Below are 16,799 nucleotides of genomic sequence, written 5' to 3'. Positions count from 1 at the left end.
TAACCCACTGGTCACAGACGCGCAAGCGGAGCGGGTACGAGCTGCGGGCGGGCCACTGCATATCGATCACGGACGATTTATCCGAGCCAGCGCAGGTTGGCTTCTGGAGCACATCGGCCACCGTCCCGGCCAGCAACTCACCCCGGAAACCAAGTGCTCCTCTTGGCGCACCCTGACACTCGTCGCCGGCGAGGAGGCTTCCGCAGCCTCCTTCTCGTACGCACTCACGTCACTGGGCGCCGCCGTTTCCACGCGGCATTCAGCTGCTGCGCGAGCTCGCCTGTCTGGGCCTACCTCCTGAACTGGAGACACCACCCACTCCTTGATCCTCCGTCCGAAGGGTGTGCGGTGTTCCCAAGTCGTTGCACACCGGTATGGGAGCTCCTGCCACCGAATAGCAATTATCAGCCACACGTTCGATATTCGTTCCGCTTGGCTCACGCGGTGACAGACGATCTGTCTGTTTCCTATGGGGAGTGGGGTGAGCCATGTTCAGATCCGCACGTCGCGGTGTCGTACTCACACTGGCGTCAGCACTACTGGCTACAGCCGGGGCCACTGATGCAGCGTGGGCCCAATCAGCGCCTCGGGCCGCGCAGCCGCCAGATTCGGCGGTGACGCGCTCTGCCGAGGACCTGCCGAAACCGCCCAAGGCAATGTCTTTGGCGGAGCGCCGAGAGCAGATGGATCGCGCCACCGGGGATCATTCGCCGATGCGGGGCTTCGTACAACCGAAGCCCCCTAACCTCCCGGCTTCTCCGGCAGAGAAGCCGAGCACACCGCTGAAGGCAGGGCCCGCCGCCAAGCCGGCAGTCGAGCGGAACAGCACGTCAGGGCTCGCGGTGGCGGGAGTTCCGAATCCTGACTGGGTATCGGCGTACGCGACCGCCTACCCGGCCACGCTGTCGATCGGCGGGCAGACGAAGTTCTCCTCGGTCGCGGCCTCGTCCGTCTCGGGTCTGTGGCTGTACGTCATGGACGAACAGAAGAACCCGGTTCTCCAACAGGAGATCAAGCGAGCCACCGACGATCCGTCCGGCAAGTATGTGGAGAACGGAGCGTGGTGCTACGGCTGGTGGCCGTCCAACTCCTACCCCGTCGACCAGTGCTTCTGGTGGAGCTCCAGCCTGCTCGGCGGTCATCTCCAGGACGGTAAGAAGTACTACGCCTGGATCTTCCTCATGGGAGCCGATGGCTCATCGAGCCCTGGTGGGACCACCTCGCCGCTCGTCGAGGCCTTCTACACCCCTGACATTCCGGGCACCCAAGCCGGGCTGTGCACCTGCTACGGGCAGTCGTACCGAGCGGACCCGGTCAACACCGCGACCGGCATGTTCTACGACCGGAACACCGATGCAGCGCTCCCGGGTGTCGGCACACCCTTCTCTCTGTACCGCACCTACCGCTCCGACTCGACAACCGTCGGGCTCCTGGGCAGGAGCTGGTCGACTCCCTTCGACTCCAAGCTGACGATCGCCGCAGGCAGCAGCGCGACGCTTCTGACAGCCGACGGTGCGCAGGTGGTCTTCAAAGAGCAGGCGGGTGGCGCCTACACAACCCCGGCCGGTTCCACCCTGAAGCTGGCCAAGACTGGAACGACCTACGCGGTCACCACCGCCGACCACACCCGGCACATGTACAGCGCCTCGGGCCAGCTCACCTCCCTGACCGACCGCAGTGGTCAGGGCCTCACCCTCACCTACTCTTCGGGCCGCCTCGCTTCGGTCAAGGACGCGGCGGGCCGGAGCATCTCGTTCACGCTCGATACGGCGGGCCTGCTGACCAAGGTGGCGCTGCCCGATGGGACTGCGATCTCCTACGGCTACACGGGGGGCCTGCTGACCTCCGCTACCGACCAGACCGGCAAGGCCGCCACCTACACGTACGACGCCAGCAAACGGGTGGCCACCGTCACCGGCCGGGGTAGCGGGAAGGTCTCGAACACCTACGACGCGGCCGGCCGGGTCATCTCCCAGACCGACAGCTCGGGCAAAACCACGGCTTTCGCCTGGGACAACAAGCGTGAGTCCCACACCACCGACCCGAACGGCGGCATCTGGACCGACGTGTACTCCGGCAACGTACTGCTGGAGAGCACCGACCCGTACGGCAAGAAGGTCTCGTACAGCTACGACCGGAACCTGCGCCCCGTGTCGATCACCGACGCGCGCGGCAACACCACGGAGATGACGTACGACGCCTCCGGCCGCATGGCCACGCGGAAGTCTCCCGCCTCCGCCGGGCTCACGGAAAGCTGGACCTACGATGCGGCGGGGAATATCGCGGGCCACACCGACAGCCGGGGCAAAGCCAGCGCGTACACCTATGACGCCGCCAACCGCCTCGCATCGAGCACCGATCCGTCCAGCGGAAAGGTCGCCTACACCTACACAGGCATGGGCGCGCTCGCGAGCCTCACATCCCCGCGAGGCAAGGCCACCACTTACGCCTACGACTCGGCCGGCAACCGTACTGCCGTCACCACACCGGCGGGCGAGAAGACCACATTCCGCTACGACGCCGCCGGGCGGGTCACCGCGATGACCGACCCGCGGGGCAACGTCACCGGCGCCGACCCGAATGCCTTCACCACGACGTACGTATATGACCCGCGTGGGCTGCTCAGCTCCGCGAGCGACCCCCTCGGCCGCACCACCACGTACGGCTATGACAACGCAGGCCGAATCACCTCCGTGAAGGACCCAGCGGGCCGGACCACTGCCTACGCCTACGACACGGCCGGACGGCTCACCAAGACCACAGGCCCGGCGGGCAAAGTCACGACGCGTACCTACGACGCCACTGGCAACCTGGCATCGTCCACGGACGCCCTGGGCAACAAGACCACCTACACCTACGACAAGTCGAACCGGCTGCTCAGCACGGTCTCACCGCGCGGCAATGTATCCGGGGCCAACGCTGCGGCTTACACGACCAGCTACGGCTATGACGAAAGCGGCAACCAGACCACGGTGACCGACCCGTCGGGCGCCGTCACGACCACCGCCTACGACGCGCTGAACCGTCCCATCTCCGTCACCAACGCCCTGGGCCAGACCACCAAGGCTGCCTACGATGGCATCGACAACGTCGTGACCACGACCGATCCGCTGGGAAAGGTCACCCGCCACACCTACACGGACACCGGGCTCACCGCGTCCTCGACCGATCCGCTGGGCAAGGTCACCTCGTTCGGTTACGACCCGGATGGAAACCAGACCAGCGTGACGACGCCGCTGGGACACAAGAGCACGTCGACGTACGACGCCGACGGGCGTCTGCTCACCCAGGTCGAGCCCCGGGGCAACGCGGCAGGTGCGGATCCGGCCAAGTTCACCACCACGTACGCCTATGACCCGGCGGGCAACCTGACCAAGGTCACCAACCCCCTGGGCAAGGTGACCAGCACCTCCTACGACGCAGCCAACCAGGTGGTGGCGTCCACGGACGAGCTGGGCAAGACAACCAGGACCGACTACGACGAGCTCGGGCGCATCGCGAAGGTCACCGGGCCGGACGGCGCGGTCACGAGCTACACATACAACGCGGCCGGTGACCTGGCCACTCGCAAGGACCCCAACAACCACACCACCACCTACGGGTACGACGACACCGGACGGCAGACCTCGGTCACCGACCCGCTCGGCCGGAAGGACACCTTCGGTTACGACCCCGACGGCAACCGCACCACGGTCACCAATGCCCGCGGAGTCACCGCCACAGCAACGTTTGATGCCCGCGGCCTGACGACGGCGGTCGGCTACAGCGACACCACGCCTCAGGTGTCGGCCACTTACGACGCTCTCGGGCGGCGCAAGACGGTCACCGATGCCACGGGCACGCGGACGATGGGCTTCGACGCGGCCGGCCGGCTGACCGGGGTCACTCCGAGCACGGGCAAGGGCTCGTTCAAGTACACGTACGACGACGCTGGGCAACTGACCTCGCGGACCATCGACTACACCGCTCCCCAGCCGCTGGACTGGAGCGGCGCCGCCCAGACCGCCTCCGGGGACCTCAACGGCGACGGCTACACCGATGTCGTCCGGACCGACGCCACCAACGTTATCCGCACCTTCCTCGGACGCTCGGACGGCAACTTCACGACCGGCACGACGCGCAGCGGCTCGGGCACCGGCTTCCAGCAGATCCTCACGATCGAGTACACCGGAGACGGCAAGCTCGACCTGCTCGCGATCGACAAGGCAACCGGCCACCTCCTGCGCTTCGACGGCGACGGCAAGGGCGGTTTCGCCGCCGCCGTCGACCTCGGGGCCGGCTGGGGACCGATGACCCTCACGCCTGGCGATTTCAACAAGGACGGCAAGCAGGACTTCCTCGCCATCAGTTCCACCGCCAACGCCATGTACCTCTATCCGGGCAACGGCACCGGCGGATTCGTCGCCCGCACCGACGTCGGGCCCGGCTGGGGCACCTACCGTGTCGTCCCCATCGAGTACAACGGCGACGGCAAGCTCGACCTTCTCGCCATCAACCCGGCCGACGGGCACCTGTACTTCTACCCAGGAGACGGAGCAGGCAAGTTCGGTACCCGGACCGACCGCGGTGCTGGTTGGGGCGCGATGCACCTCGTGCCCGGCGAGTTCAACAACGACGGCAAGCAGGACTTCCTCGCCGTCGACACCGCCAACCACAAACTGCGCTTCTACCCGGGCAACGGCACCGGCGGGTTCGGTACCTACATCATCCAGCCCGACGACTGGACCGCGTACGGGACACCGAGCGTGGGCCGATTCGGGTCCTCCACCAACCAGGGCATCGTCGCCCCGGACAACGCCAACCGCCTGCGCAAGTGGAACGGCGACGGCAAGGGCAGCCTGACGGGTGCCACCCTCGCGACGGGCCCGTCCGGCGGTGCCAAGGTCAGTTACGGCTATGACGCCGATGGACGGCGCACCAGCCAGTCCGGCTCCGCAGGCACCATCTCCTACGCCTACGACCCGGACGGCAGGCTCACGAGCAGCACCCTTCCGACGGCCAACGGCCACGTCGAAAATCGCGCCTACGACAACGCGGGCCGACTCTCATCCATCACCAACAGCAAGGGTGCCGTCGTCCTCGCCGGGTGGCAGCTCACTCTCGACGACGCCGGCCGGGCCACCCGCGTGGCAGCGACCCGCGCCGGCCAGCCGGCGAGCTACCAGTACTACAGCTACGACAGCGCTGGCAGACTGCTCACGGACTGCACCTCGGCCACGCAAGCCACGACCTGCCCGGACCTCACTGGCGCCACCACCTACACATACGATTCCGTCGGCAATCGCAAGACCCAAACCAAGGGCGGCACCGCCACCACCTACACATACGACGACGCGGACCAGCTCACCGCCGCCGCCACCGGGTCCACCAACCGCGGCTTCACCTACGACGCCGACGGAAACCAGACCTCGGACGGCGCCAACACCTTCGGCTACGACGCGAAGAACCAGCTCACCTCGGTCACCGTCGCCACGGACTCCTACACCTTCACCTACGACGCCGACGGCTACCGCACCAAGGCCGCCAAGGGCGGCACGGCACTACGCACCTCCTCCTGGGACGTCAACGGAGCCCTACCCTCGATCGGCGCCGAGTACAACGCCGTCGGCGCCCGCACCGCCGAGTACCAGTACAACCCGCTCGGCCAGATCCAGACCGAGACCACCGGCGGCGGCAGCTACTACCTGCACCACGACCAGCTCGGCTCCGTCACCGACCTGACCGACGCAAGCGGCACCGCGCGGGTCCGCTACGGCTACACCGCGTTCGGTGAAGCCACCAAGACCGACGTGGCGACCAACCCGCCCGCCAACCCCTTCACCTACACGGGCGCCTACACCGAGCCCACCACCGGAGCGGCCGACTACTACCTGAGGGCCCGCAACTACGACCCCACCACCGGCCGGCTCACCGGAACCGACCCGGCGGCTCTCCCTGTCGGCAGGCCGTACGTCTCCGCCTACGCATACGCTGACAACTCGCCCACCCGCTTCACCGACCCGACCGGCCACACTCCAGACGACCCCAACGATGGCAAAGTCCATTCCGTCGGCGAGGCCGCCGGCATCATCGGCGACGGTCTCGTGGAAGGCGTCAAACTCCCCTTCCAGTTCGTCGCGGACATCTACCACGCCCTCCGGGGCCAGAATGGCGGGGCTGGCGGTTTCCTCGACAAGTACCTCCCCGTCCGGCCGGCCTACCGGCTCTACAGAGCCGCCGAGATGTTCCGCGACCAAGGCTGCGAGGAGCTCTACGACGTCTACAGCCGGACTGCGGATGAACTAGCCCAGCAAGTCGTGGTCGCGGGCCTCGGTGGTCTGCGCGGCTGGCAGCGTGACGCGGCGATGCCCGTTGGAGGGGGCGGCCGCTATTACGGGCCCACCGCCGAGACACGTTTCGGTGCGCCGTACTACACCCCTCTTCACCCTGAGAGTTCGGCGAGAATCAATCCCGAGGGCGGAGGCAGGAACTGCGGCCTGTGCGCCATCGCCGGTGACGAGCTCATGGCGGGCAAGAACCCTGGGCCCGTTGCCGGGGCCCCCATGCCGCTGACGCGCGCCCAGATGAGCGAGAGGACCGGCAAGCCCTGGATTAAAGCGAACGGAGCCACGCCGCTTGTGAATCAGATGCTTCGTTGGGGGCCTGGAGCCCGGGCTATCGTCGGGGCATGGCCCAAAACTGGACCGGGTCACTACTACAACGTGATCAACACAGATGGCAAGGTCATCTTCCTTGACTTCCAGACCGGGAAGCCGAGGCCGTTCTCGGAGCGATACAACGAGTGGTACATCATGAGGATGAACTAACCATGCTCAACATCGAAGAAGCCCTGGCGGCGGCGTCGGACTTCCTGACCAAAGACAGCCAATCCTGGGACTCCGCAGACGTGCGGATCATCCCTGAAGCATGCTTCGTCGAGCAGGGGCGGTTCATCGCCCCATACGACCACGCGGACTACCTGGACCGCGGGAAGGACGACATGCGCCTCGCAGGAAACCTGCCCATCGCCGTCGACCTGAGCACGGGTGCATGTTCGTTCATCACGTGGGATGAAGTCGACGACTTCGCGGAGCGCAACCTGCTGTAGGGCGACAGTCACCTAGCGCCGAATGTCGCCCCACACCTGGCTCGAAGGGTGTGGGGCGACGTCTGTTTCCAATCAGGGCACATCCGGGGCACACGGGAGCGGGAAGAAGTGCGGAACTGCGAGAACTTGCGGGCACGGTTTTCGCTGGGCAGTGCATGCCAAGGAGAAGGCCCAGGCCAGAACCGCGTGCCATCGCCTCAACATCAAGGGCCGGTCAGCGGTGGACGGCTGGACCCATCTCCACCATCACAAGGTCCAGCAAAGAGGAACAGCACCAAGTCCCGCAAGGCCACCTGGGCCTCCCCACCCGTGAACCAGTGCGGGATGCATGCTAGCCGTAGCCGCCGACAATCCAGATGGGTGGGAAGCGCCGGTTTCCCGAGAACAGCAGAAGACCTCAGACTCCACTCTGTCGAAATGCCCGTTTACCCAGGTCAGGGGCGCGCATGCCTCAAACACAGCAGGTGCCTTCTAAGCACTTGGCCGCAGGTTCGAGTCCTGCCGGGGGCACTCTTTCCGCACCACCCCCAGCCCTCCCGCCGCGGAGGGCTTTCGTGCAGGTCAGGGCAGCTTATCGGGGCACCCGTAGCGGAGCGGTAAGCGTCCTCGGCGCGCCGAGGAGACACGCCGGAGGGCGGGTCCCCGGTCCGGGGGCCCGCCCTCCGCGTTCGTCCTGTACCGCCTCTGACCGCCCGTGTCCCGGGCCCTGCCCCGGCTTTGGACGGGACGTCAGCGGCCGGTCGTGTCGCCGCCGCCCTCCCGGTGTCTGCGCCCCCGCCGGCCGAGGGCTCCCGCCAAACCGATCAGGGCGCTCGTGAGCGCGCCGCCCACGAGGATGCGCAGCAGGTCTTCCATCGAGCACTCCCCCTCCGGGCCGAGTGGCGGATCGACTACGAACGGGGACACCAGCGACGTGCCGGCGGCCCGGCTTGGACAAATCCGACCTCGCCCTCACAGGGTGAGCGCGCCCTCCGCCACGCGGGCGGCGGACATCCGGCCGGGATGGTCCCGGCCAGGGCGCGGGACTCGCGGCTGAGGTGAGCCTGGTCGTAGAAGCCGCAGGCAGCGGTCACTTCGGTGAGATGCGCGCCCTCGCGGGTGAGCAACCAGGAGCGCTCCTCACGCCCGAAGCCGTACGCCCTTTGGGCGGGGGCCGTGCCGGGCGCGTGAGCTAGGAGATCCCGAGGACCCGGACCGCCTGGTAGTACGTCCACGCCGTGCTGTCGCAGGAGCCTTTGCGGGTCCCCGAGTAGTGCGCGCAGACCCTCTTCAGGTCCTCGTGGAAGGCCAGGTCCAGCCGGGACTTGGCGGCCGGGAACAGCCCTGCCGCCCGGTGGTTGCGATAGCCGAAGTCGTGACGTGCGCAGGCCATCCGGAAGGGGAAGCGGAAGGGGTTGTCAGGGGAGCTGGTGCAGTAGTCGGTCGACCAGTCGAAGCCGTACGCGGCCCAGCCGGCCCGGTTCTCGCGCGCCGTCACCCAGGCCTCGTAGCTCGCCGCGCTGGTCTGCGTCCAGGTGCTGAGCACCAGGGGCTTGTCCGCGGGGGCGGCCGATGCCGGGGTGGCGACGGCGAGGACGGCGGCCATCGCGGCTGCGGCGAGGGCGGGGGTGAGGCGGCGACGCATGGCATTCCTCCTGGAGCGGGCGGCGGACGGCGCCCGGACTCCCGTGCGGCCACGGGCCGCGCCTCGTCGCCCTGCGCCGCCCTCTCAACGAGGGACGGCGCCGCTCCGTTTCGACTGCCGCCACCGCCGGTCCGGGCCGGGCGGTGGCGGCAGGGCGCGCGGCCGGGGCGGCAACTCGTCACCGCCGAGCGGCACTCCGCCCGTCCGTCAAAGAGCGCCGTCCCCGGCCGCTTCTCCGTCCCCGTCCCGCGCCAGGACCCGGGCGGCCGCCTCGGCGAAGCCTTCCGGGTTGTCCAGCATGATGTTGTGCCCGCAGTCGGGGACGGCCAGTACGGCGACACCCGCCGCCCGGAGCGCGTCGGTTCCCGGGAGCGGGCCGTCCGCCTCGGGCAGCAGGAAGCCGCGCGGAATCCCGAGACCCAGCAGGAGCTCGCGCATGGTGGGCTCGGTGCCCGCGGCCAGGTGGACGGCGCTGCGGTGCAGGGCGGTCCGGCCGGCCAGCCGCATCGTGGACCACCAGTGCGCCCCGACACGGTCGCGCACCTCGGCCCACCCGCCCGCCAGGAACTCCTCCTCGGTGTAGGAGGCGATCCCGCTGCTCCCGGACGTACCGGGTACGCGAGGCAGCGGATCCAGGTTGGCGTCGACGAGCACCAGCCGCGAGACCAGGTGGGGGTGCCGGGCGGCGAGCACGATGGCGACGGATCCGCCCATGCTGTGCGCGATCAGCTCCGCGCCTTGCGCCCCGGCCTCGGTGAGGGCGGCCGCCAGCGCGTCGGCATGCGCCTCAAGGGTGTAGGAGAAGTCCTCGGGCCGGTCGCTGTGCCCGTGGCCCAGCAGGTCGACCAGCAGGGAACGGTGCCCCGCCAGCAGCGGATGGACGGCGCTCGCCGCGAAGTAGGCGGGCGAGCTGGCCCCGAGCCCGTGCACGTAGACCCGGGCCGGTTCCTCCCCCGGCAGTTCCACCCAGCGGATCCGGTCGCCGTTCGCGGTGACGGCAGCGCTACGCACTATGTACTCCCCCGTGTATTTCCCTGTACTGCCCGGCACTTGCCGGTGATTGCCGGTGCTTGCCAGCACTTGTCGGCACTTCCCGTGCGGCCGAGGATAGCCAGCCCCCGACGGGCGCATCCCGGCTCGTCTACCCTCGGTCAGGTGATCGAGTACATGAACCAGCTCGGCGGCGACGCACCGCGGACCGGCACGGCCCCCGAGGGCGCGGCCGTCGCGGTGTGGTCCCTGGACACCTCGCTGGAGTCGGTCGGCGGGCACCCGGTCGCCGAGGCTGCGGCGCTGCTGGACGCGGGCGAACAGGAGCGCGCCGGGAGGCTGTTGCGGGCCGCGGACCGGCAGCGGTACCTCGCCTCGCACCTGGCGCTGCGCGTGCTGCTCGGCAGCTACCTGGGGCAGGCTCCGGAGCAGGTCAAGCTGGTCCGGGAGGAGTGCCCGTGCTGCGGCGGCCCGCACGGGCGGCCCGCCGTGGCCGGCGGCGCGGTCCAGTTCTCCCTCTCGCACAGCGGCGACGTGGCCTACCTGGCCTTCGCCGGGGTGACGGTCGGCGTCGACGTGGAGGAGACACCGGGCCCGGACGCGGTGGCCGACGTACTGCCCCTGCTGCACCCCGCGGAGGTCGCCGAGCTGACCGCGCTCCCGGAGCCGGCCCGCAGACCCGCCCTCGCCCGTGTCTGGAGCCGCAAGGAGGCCTGTCTCAAGGCCGAAGGCACGGGCCTGGCCCGCGGCCTGACCGAACCGTACGTCGGCTCCGCCGCCGCCCCGGCCTCCGTACCGGGCTGGACGCTACGGGACCTCCCGACCCCCGCGGGCTACGCGGCGGCCGTGGCCGTGCGGGCCTGAGGGCTCGGACGCGCCCGGCGCGTGCCGCGGCCCCAGCCGTCGGGGCGGGCCCGGCGGCCGCCTCGACCGGGTCCCGCCTCGGGTCCCGCCCCGGGTCCGCCCCGGGTCCCGCCCCGGGTCCCGCCCCGGGTCCCGCCTCGGGCGCCGCCCGCCACGCCGTGCGAAATCCGCGTCCGCGTATCCCGTCCCGGCATCATCGTCGCCATGGACATCCGCCGGGCCCGTAACACCGCCGAACTCACCGCCGCCGAGTCCCTCTTCGACGGACCCGCCCGCCCGGACTGGTGCGAGCGCTTCCTCGCCGCGCCGGGGCATCTGATGCTCATCGCGTACGTGGACGGAGTACCGGCCGGGGTGGTCTCCGGCGTCGAGATGAGCCACCCGGACAAGGGCACCGAGATGTGCCTGTACGAGCTCTCCGTGGACGAGGGCTACCGGCGCCGCGGGATCGGCCGCGCCCTGGCCCTGGCGCTCGCAGACGAGGCCCAGGCACGCGGCTGTTACGGCATGTGGGTGGGGGTCGACACGGACAACGAGGCGGCCCTGGCCACGTACGCCTCGGCCGGAGCCCGCGACGAGGGCGTCTTCGCCATGCGCGGCTGGCCCCTGGACGCGGAGTAGCTCCCGCGGCGGCGTGTCGTGCGCCCAGTCGGCGCACCCTCCGAGCGCCCGCGCCGCCCGTCGCCGAGCATCGGCCACATGACCGCATTCGCCGCCCTCCTCCCGGCCGCCGCCGCCCTCCTCGTGGCGGCGGCCACGGCCACCGCCCTGCCGCCGTCCCCCGACGCCACCGCCAATGCAACTGCCACCGCCACCGCCGCCGCCCCGTACGTCGTCGTCCTGAAGGACACCACCTCCCGCGCCCCGGCCCACGCCATGGCCGACGAGGCGGCGCGGGCCGGTGACCACGTCGGCGCCGTCTACGACACCGTCCTGAGCGGCTTCGCCGTCCGCACCACCGCCGCCCGGGCGGCCGCCCTGGCCGCCGACCCCCGGGTGGCCTCCGTGGAGCCGGACGCGGAGTTCCACATCACCGACACCCAGCCCCAGGCACCCTGGCCGCTGGACCGGATCGACCAGCGTGAACTCCCGCTCGACGGCTCGTACTCGTACGCGACCAGGGCCGAGGGCGTCACCGTCTACGTGGTGGACACCGGGATCAACGCCGCCCACCAGGAGTTCGGCGGCCGCGCCCGGACCGGCTACAACGGTGTGTTCCTCGAAACCTCCCGCGACTGCAACGGTCACGGCACCCACGTCGCGGCGACCGTGGGCGGACGGACGTACGGCGTCGCGAAGGGGGTCTCCCTCGTCGCGGTGAAGGTGGCCGACTGCGCCGGCGACGGACGGCTGTCGGCGATGGTCGGCGGGATCGAGTGGATGGTGAAGAACGCCGCCAGGTCCCCCGCCACCCCGGCGGTGGCGAACCTGAGCATGGGCGGCACCCCCAGCCACGCCCTCGACACCGCGGTCGCGCGGGCCGTCGCCGCCGGGATCACCTTCACCGTGGCCGCCGGCAACGAAGGCGAGGACGCTTGCGCCGGATCCCCGGCCCGTGTCCCGCAGGCCGTCACGGTCGGCGCGACCGACGCCGCGGACCGGCGCGCGCCGTTCTCCAACTACGGCCGCTGCGTGGACCTCTCGGCTCCCGGCGTGTCCGTCACCTCGGCCTGGAAGGGCTCCGCCACCGCCACCGCGCGGGCCTCCGGCACCTCGATGGCGGCCCCGCACGTGGCCGGAGTCGCGGCGCTCGTCCTCGCCGACGGCACGGCGAAGACCCCGTCGCAGGTGTCGCAGACGCTGGTACGCAGCGCCGTGCGCGACCGGATCACCGCGCTGCCTCCCGGCACCCCGAACCTCCTGCTGCACACCCCGACCGACCGCTAGCGGCGGCCACGAGCGTTCACCGACCAGTCGGTATCCGATGTGCCATCAGACCCGTTCTGATGGCACATCAATTTCTGTGTGCTTCGGGCGAAAACAAGTCATTGACTTCTCATCACCGCGACGCGTCAATGTCGGCCACCGCACCGGCTCGGCCTCCCCCACACAGCGGGTGGGGGGAGGGGTTCGTCATGACGAAGGAGTCGCGACCCAGTGAGTACCAAAACGCTTCGACGAAGAGTGCTGGCCGGGGCGGGAGCCCTTTCCCTGGCCCTGACGGGTGGTGTGGTGGGCCTGGCAGGCTCCGCCCAGGCCGCGACGAAGACCACCGCGGTGTTCGAGAACTGCGACGCACCGGCGCCGCAGCCGGACGGTTCGGGCAACCAGAACTACACGATCACGCTGCCCGACGGCGCCAAGGCCGGCGACGTCGTCCCGATCACGATCGACCCGGGTGCGAGCCCCCTGGTCCCCGGCTTCTCCGTCACGACGGTGAACACCTCCAAGATCACCCTCAAGGTCGGGACGACCACCCAGGTGGTCACCAGCCCGCCCGAGACCGTCACCGTCGTGGCCGGGCAGCCGCTCGACCCCAAGGCGTTCTCCGGAACCATCAAGATCCCCGACGGCACCGAGGGCACCACGGTCGACGTCGCACTCGACCTGGCGGTGACCGACGCGGACCTCTCCGGTTCGGTCTTCACCACCACCTGCACCCCGGCGCCGCGCCCCAGCGCCTCCCTCGGCTCGGTCGCCGTCGAAGCCCTGCCCAAGGACCCGGTCACCACCAAGCTGACGCCCAACAGCGGCCCGGCGGGCACAGCCGTCGTCGTCACCGGTGCCAACTTCCCGGCCGGCCCCGTCACCTGTTCCGCCCTGCTCGGGGGCGTGGCGACCGGTGACACCGGGACGGGCACGGCGGCCGCGTCAGGCGCCGCCACCTGCAACATCACGGTCACCAAGAAGGCCGACACGATCAAGATCGACGGTTCGGTCACCCCGTACAAGGCCTTCGTGTTCCTGGAGGAACAGGCGGGCGTCAAGAATCCGGTCGACGTCGAGGTCCTGCCCGGACCGCTGGCCCTCGGCCCGAAGGACGGCCAGCCGGCCGTCAGCTTCGGTGCGGTGACCATCAACGGCAAGGCGCAATCGGTGGTCGGCGTCTTCAACGCCGCGACCGTCCAGGACTTCCGCGGCGGCTCGCTCGGCTGGGACGTGACGGCGACCCGTACGCCGTTCCTGAACCAGGCGACCGGCCACTCGATGGCGAAGGCGCAGATCGGCATCCAGCCGTCCTGCACCGTGACCAACCCGGACAGCCCGAGCACCTGCACCGCGGGCACGCCCGGCGCGATCTCCGAGACCCCGATGAAGGTGGCTTCCCAGGCCGCCGGCGGGGACGAGCTGACCGGTGGTGAGTTCGCCGTCGGCGGCGCCGGGATGATCCAGCTCCCGCCGTTCATGTTCGCCGACACCTACCAGACGGTCGTGACCTTCTCGATCGCCTGACGCGGCCCCCGGGCCCCCGGGTGGGGGGGGGGGGGCCCCCCCCCCCCCCCCCCCCCCCCGGGCGGGGCCCCCCCGGGGCCCCCCCCCCCCGCCCCCCCCCCCCGCGCCGGCCCCGCCCCCCCCCCCCCCCCCGCGCGGGGGGGGGGGGCGCCCCCCCCCGCCCCCCCACCACCCCTTCCCCGTTTCCGTGCCGACTGGAGAACCGCCCATGCGCACCCGCACCTCTCTGTACGGTCTGCTCGTCGGCCTGTTGCTGCTGGGCGCGGGCCTGCTCCCGGCCGCCACCGCGACGGCGGCGGACAACGGCACCTGGGGCGTCTTCCCCACACCCCCGGCCGGTGCGGCGATGACCGACCGCGCGTACTTCTTCCACCAGGGCGCGGCCGGGACCACCGTCCAGGACAGCGCGACGATCCTGAACTCCTCCGACAAGGAGCTGACGTTCCAGATCTTCGCCACCGACGCCGTGAACACTCCGGTGGGCGGCGCCTTCGCCCTGCTGCCGGTGGAGACCAGGCCCAAGGACGTCGGCGCGTGGATTGCGCTGCCGCCGCAGACCGCGACCACGGTGACCGTGCCGCCCAAGGGCCGCAAGGACGTCCCGTTCACCGTGAAGGTCCCCGCGGACGCGACGCCCGGCGACCACGTCGGCGGGATCGTCGCCCTGAACACCGCCGTGGAGGGCGTGCAGCAGGAGGGCAAGGTCCAGGTGGGCGTGAAGCGCTCGGTGGGCGCCCGGCTGTACTTCCGGGTGCCGGGCCCGCTGACCCCGGGGCTGAGCGTGGAGGACGTGAAGGTCAGCCGGTCGGCCCCGCTGCTGCCCTGGGTCCAGGGCGCCCGCGCCACGATCTCGTACGCCCTGGTCAACCGGGGCAACGTGGTCGTCGAGCCGAAGGTGACGGTCGCGGCCAAGGGGCTGTTCGGGCGCCAGGTGCTGAACCGGCCGGCCCGCGAGCTGAAGCTGGTGTTGCTGCCGGGCCAGCGGGTCGAGCTGACCGAACCGTGGCCGGACGCACCGCAGTCGGACTGGGTGACCGTGACGGTAGCCGCCGGGGCGAGCGCCCATCCCGAGCTCCTCTCGGAGTCCGGAACGGACTTCGTCGCCGTGCCGTGGCCGGCGGTGGGCGCGGCCTTGGTGCTCGCGGGAGCCGGCATCGCCTTCCGGGTGGTGCGGCGCCGTCGCCTCGCGGTCCCGGAACACGCCGGGCCCGCACCGGACTTGGCTCGTTCGCTTTGACCGGTCAGGGTGTCGGCGGGGAGGGCCACGGTGAGGGCGGAGACGGACCCGCCCCCCGCGGTGAGGGTTGCGGGGGGGCGAGCGGACCTACGGGCGCGGGTCAGTGGTTGCGGGGGAAGCCCAGGTCCACGCCCGCGGGCGCGTCCGCGGGGTCCGGCCAGCGGGTCGTGACGACCTTGCCGCGAGTGTAGAAGTGGATGCCGTCGTTGCCGTAGATGTGGTGGTCGCCGAAGAGCGAGTCCTTCCAGCCACCGAAGGAGTGGTAGCCCACCGGGACCGGGATCGGCACGTTGACGCCGACCATGCCCGCCTCGATCTCCAGCTGGAAGCGGCGGGCCGCGCCGCCGTCGCGGGTGAAGATCGCGGTGCCGTTGCCGAACGGCGAGGCGTTGATGAGGGCCACGCCCTCCTCGTAGGTCTCGGCACGCAGCACGCACAGGACCGGGCCGAAGATCTCGTCGCGGTAGGCGTCGGAGTCGGTCTTCACGTTGTCGAGCAGCGACAGGCCGATCCAGTGGCCGTTCTCGTTGCCCTCGACCGTGTAACCGGTGCCGTCCAGGACCACGTCGGCGCCCTGGGCGGCCGCGCCCTTCACGTACGAGGCGACCTTGTCGCGGTGGGCGGCGGTGATCAGCGGGCCCATCTCGGAGGTCGGGTCGTTGCCGGGACCGATCTTGATCTTCTCGGCGCGCTCGCGGATCTTGTCGACGAGGGTGTCGGCGATCGAGCCGACGGCCACGACGGCGGAGATCGCCATGCAGCGCTCGCCCGCCGAGCCGTAGGCGGCGGAGACCGCCGCGTCGGCGGCCGCGTCCAGGTCGGCGTCCGGGAGCACCAGCATGTGGTTCTTGGCACCGCCGAGCGCCTGGACGCGCTTGCCGTTGGCGGAGGCGGTGGTGTGGATGTGCCGGGCGATCGGGGTCGAGCCGACGAAGGAGACGGCCGCGATGTCGGGGTGCGCGAGGAGCGCGTCCACGGCCACCTTGTCGCCGTGCACGACGTTCAGCACGCCCGCCGGCAGACCCGCCTCGCTCATCAGCTCGGCGAGCTTGTTGGCGGCGGAGGGGTCCTTCTCGCTCGGCTTGAGGATGAAGGTGTTTCCGCAGGCCACGGCCAGCGGGAACATCCACATCGGCACCATCGCCGGGAAGTTGAACGGGGTGATGCCCGCGACCACGCCCAGCGGCTGGCGGATGGCGGATACGTCGACGCGGCTGGAGACCGAGGTCGACAGCTCGCCCTTGAGCTGGGTGGTGATCCCGCAGGCCAGCTCGACGATCTCCAGACCGCGCGCGACCTCGCCCAGCGCGTCCGAGTGGACCTTGCCGTGCTCGGCGGTGATCAGCTCGGCGATGGCGTCACGGTTGGCGTCCAGCAGGGCGCGGTAGGCGAAGAGCACCTTGGTGCGGGCGGCCAGCGAGGACTGGCCCCAGGTCAGGTACGCCTCCTTGGCGACCTGTACGGCCGTGTCGACCTCGGCGGCCGAGGCGAGCGCGACCTGGGTGGTGACCTCGCCGGTGGCCGGGTCGGTGACCGGGCCGTAATTGCCCGACGCGCCCTCGACGGTCTTGCCACCGATCCAGTGGTTGACGGTCTTCATGCCT

Annotated in this window: 11 protein-coding genes; 7 read left to right on the top strand and 4 right to left on the bottom strand. The window is 70.4% G+C overall.

Going from position 1 to position 16,799, the window contains the following annotated elements; genetic code table 11:
* Positions 1-842: 842 nt before the first annotated feature.
* Both ACFYOB_RS18000 and ACFYOB_RS17995 read left to right on the top strand, forming a co-directional pair.
* A complete protein-coding gene (locus tag ACFYOB_RS18000; protein ID WP_388560819.1) occupies positions 843-6,806 on the top strand; it encodes an FG-GAP-like repeat-containing protein in 5,964 nt (1,987 codons plus the stop codon).
* 2 nt (positions 6,807-6,808) lie between these two features.
* Positions 6,809-7,087 (top strand): hypothetical protein, encoded by a 279-nt coding sequence (locus tag ACFYOB_RS17995; RefSeq protein ID WP_388560818.1) that lies wholly within the window; start codon positions 6,809-6,811, stop codon positions 7,085-7,087.
* Positions 7,088-7,816: 729 nt separating this feature from the next.
* On the opposite strand, the gene ACFYOB_RS17990 is transcribed toward ACFYOB_RS17995, so the two are convergent.
* The 3 genes from ACFYOB_RS17990 to ACFYOB_RS17980 all read right to left on the bottom strand — a co-directional run bounded on the left by ACFYOB_RS17990 (position 7,817) and on the right by ACFYOB_RS17980 (position 9,722).
* Positions 7,817-7,942 (bottom strand): hypothetical protein, encoded by a 126-nt coding sequence (locus ACFYOB_RS17990; protein ID WP_388560817.1) that lies wholly within the window; start codon positions 7,940-7,942, stop codon positions 7,817-7,819.
* Positions 7,943-8,258: 316 nt separating this feature from the next.
* Entirely contained in the window at positions 8,259-8,711 is a 453-nt protein-coding gene (locus tag ACFYOB_RS17985) for a phospholipase (RefSeq protein WP_388560816.1), read from the bottom strand.
* 207 nt (positions 8,712-8,918) lie between these two features.
* On the bottom strand, positions 8,919-9,722 hold the full coding sequence (locus ACFYOB_RS17980; protein ID WP_388560815.1) for an alpha/beta fold hydrolase: 804 nt from the start codon (positions 9,720-9,722) through the stop codon (positions 8,919-8,921).
* A gap of 144 nt (positions 9,723-9,866) precedes the next feature.
* Between ACFYOB_RS17980 and ACFYOB_RS17975 the strand changes: the two genes are divergently transcribed.
* The 5 genes from ACFYOB_RS17975 (at position 9,867) to ACFYOB_RS17955 (ending at position 15,195) form a co-directional block, all read left to right on the top strand.
* Complete coding sequence (locus tag ACFYOB_RS17975) at positions 9,867-10,565, top strand: 4'-phosphopantetheinyl transferase family protein (RefSeq protein WP_388560814.1); 699 nt, start codon at positions 9,867-9,869, stop codon at positions 10,563-10,565.
* 204 nt (positions 10,566-10,769) lie between these two features.
* Entirely contained in the window at positions 10,770-11,186 is a 417-nt protein-coding gene (locus tag ACFYOB_RS17970; RefSeq protein WP_388560813.1) for a GNAT family N-acetyltransferase, read from the top strand.
* 78 nt (positions 11,187-11,264) lie between these two features.
* The gene (locus ACFYOB_RS17965) at positions 11,265-12,452 is read left to right on the top strand and encodes a S8 family peptidase (RefSeq protein WP_388560812.1); all 1,188 of its coding nucleotides are present in this window, start codon (positions 11,265-11,267) and stop codon (positions 12,450-12,452) included.
* A gap of 210 nt (positions 12,453-12,662) precedes the next feature.
* Positions 12,663-13,958 (top strand): hypothetical protein, encoded by a 1,296-nt coding sequence (locus tag ACFYOB_RS17960; protein ID WP_388560811.1) that lies wholly within the window; start codon positions 12,663-12,665, stop codon positions 13,956-13,958.
* Positions 13,959-14,166: 208 nt separating this feature from the next.
* Positions 14,167-15,195, top strand: coding sequence for a WxL protein peptidoglycan domain-containing protein (locus tag ACFYOB_RS17955; RefSeq protein WP_388560810.1), 1,029 nt, complete (start codon positions 14,167-14,169; stop codon positions 15,193-15,195).
* A gap of 100 nt (positions 15,196-15,295) precedes the next feature.
* Here the strand turns inward: ACFYOB_RS17955 and ACFYOB_RS17950 are convergent, their stop codons facing one another.
* Positions 15,296-16,795, bottom strand: a complete 1,500-nt coding sequence (locus ACFYOB_RS17950; protein WP_388560809.1) for a CoA-acylating methylmalonate-semialdehyde dehydrogenase — start codon at positions 16,793-16,795, stop codon at positions 15,296-15,298.
* Positions 16,796-16,799 lie beyond the last annotated feature (4 nt).

Source organism: Streptomyces sp. NPDC006463, assembly GCF_042870715.1.
Classification (GTDB): domain Bacteria; phylum Actinomycetota; class Actinomycetes; order Streptomycetales; family Streptomycetaceae; genus Streptomyces.
This window is presented reverse-complemented; position numbering and strand designations above follow the sequence as displayed.

What these genes read in the sequence shown, in the direction of transcription:
- ACFYOB_RS17995 (WP_388560818.1), top strand. Translation starts at nt 6,809, where the DNA reads ATGCTCAACATCGAAGAAGCCCTGGCGGCGGCGTCGGACTTCCTGACC.
- ACFYOB_RS17970 (WP_388560813.1), top strand. Translation starts at nt 10,770, where the DNA reads ATGGACATCCGCCGGGCCCGTAACACCGCCGAACTCACCGCCGCCGAG.
- ACFYOB_RS17965 (WP_388560812.1), top strand. Translation starts at nt 11,265, where the DNA reads ATGACCGCATTCGCCGCCCTCCTCCCGGCCGCCGCCGCCCTCCTCGTG.
- ACFYOB_RS17955 (WP_388560810.1), top strand. Translation starts at nt 14,167, where the DNA reads ATGCGCACCCGCACCTCTCTGTACGGTCTGCTCGTCGGCCTGTTGCTG.
- ACFYOB_RS17990 (WP_388560817.1), bottom strand. Translation starts at nt 7,942, where the DNA reads ATGGAAGACCTGCTGCGCATCCTCGTGGGCGGCGCGCTCACGAGCGCC.
- ACFYOB_RS17985 (WP_388560816.1), bottom strand. Translation starts at nt 8,711, where the DNA reads ATGCGTCGCCGCCTCACCCCCGCCCTCGCCGCAGCCGCGATGGCCGCC.
- ACFYOB_RS17950 (WP_388560809.1), bottom strand. Translation starts at nt 16,795, where the DNA reads ATGAAGACCGTCAACCACTGGATCGGTGGCAAGACCGTCGAGGGCGCG.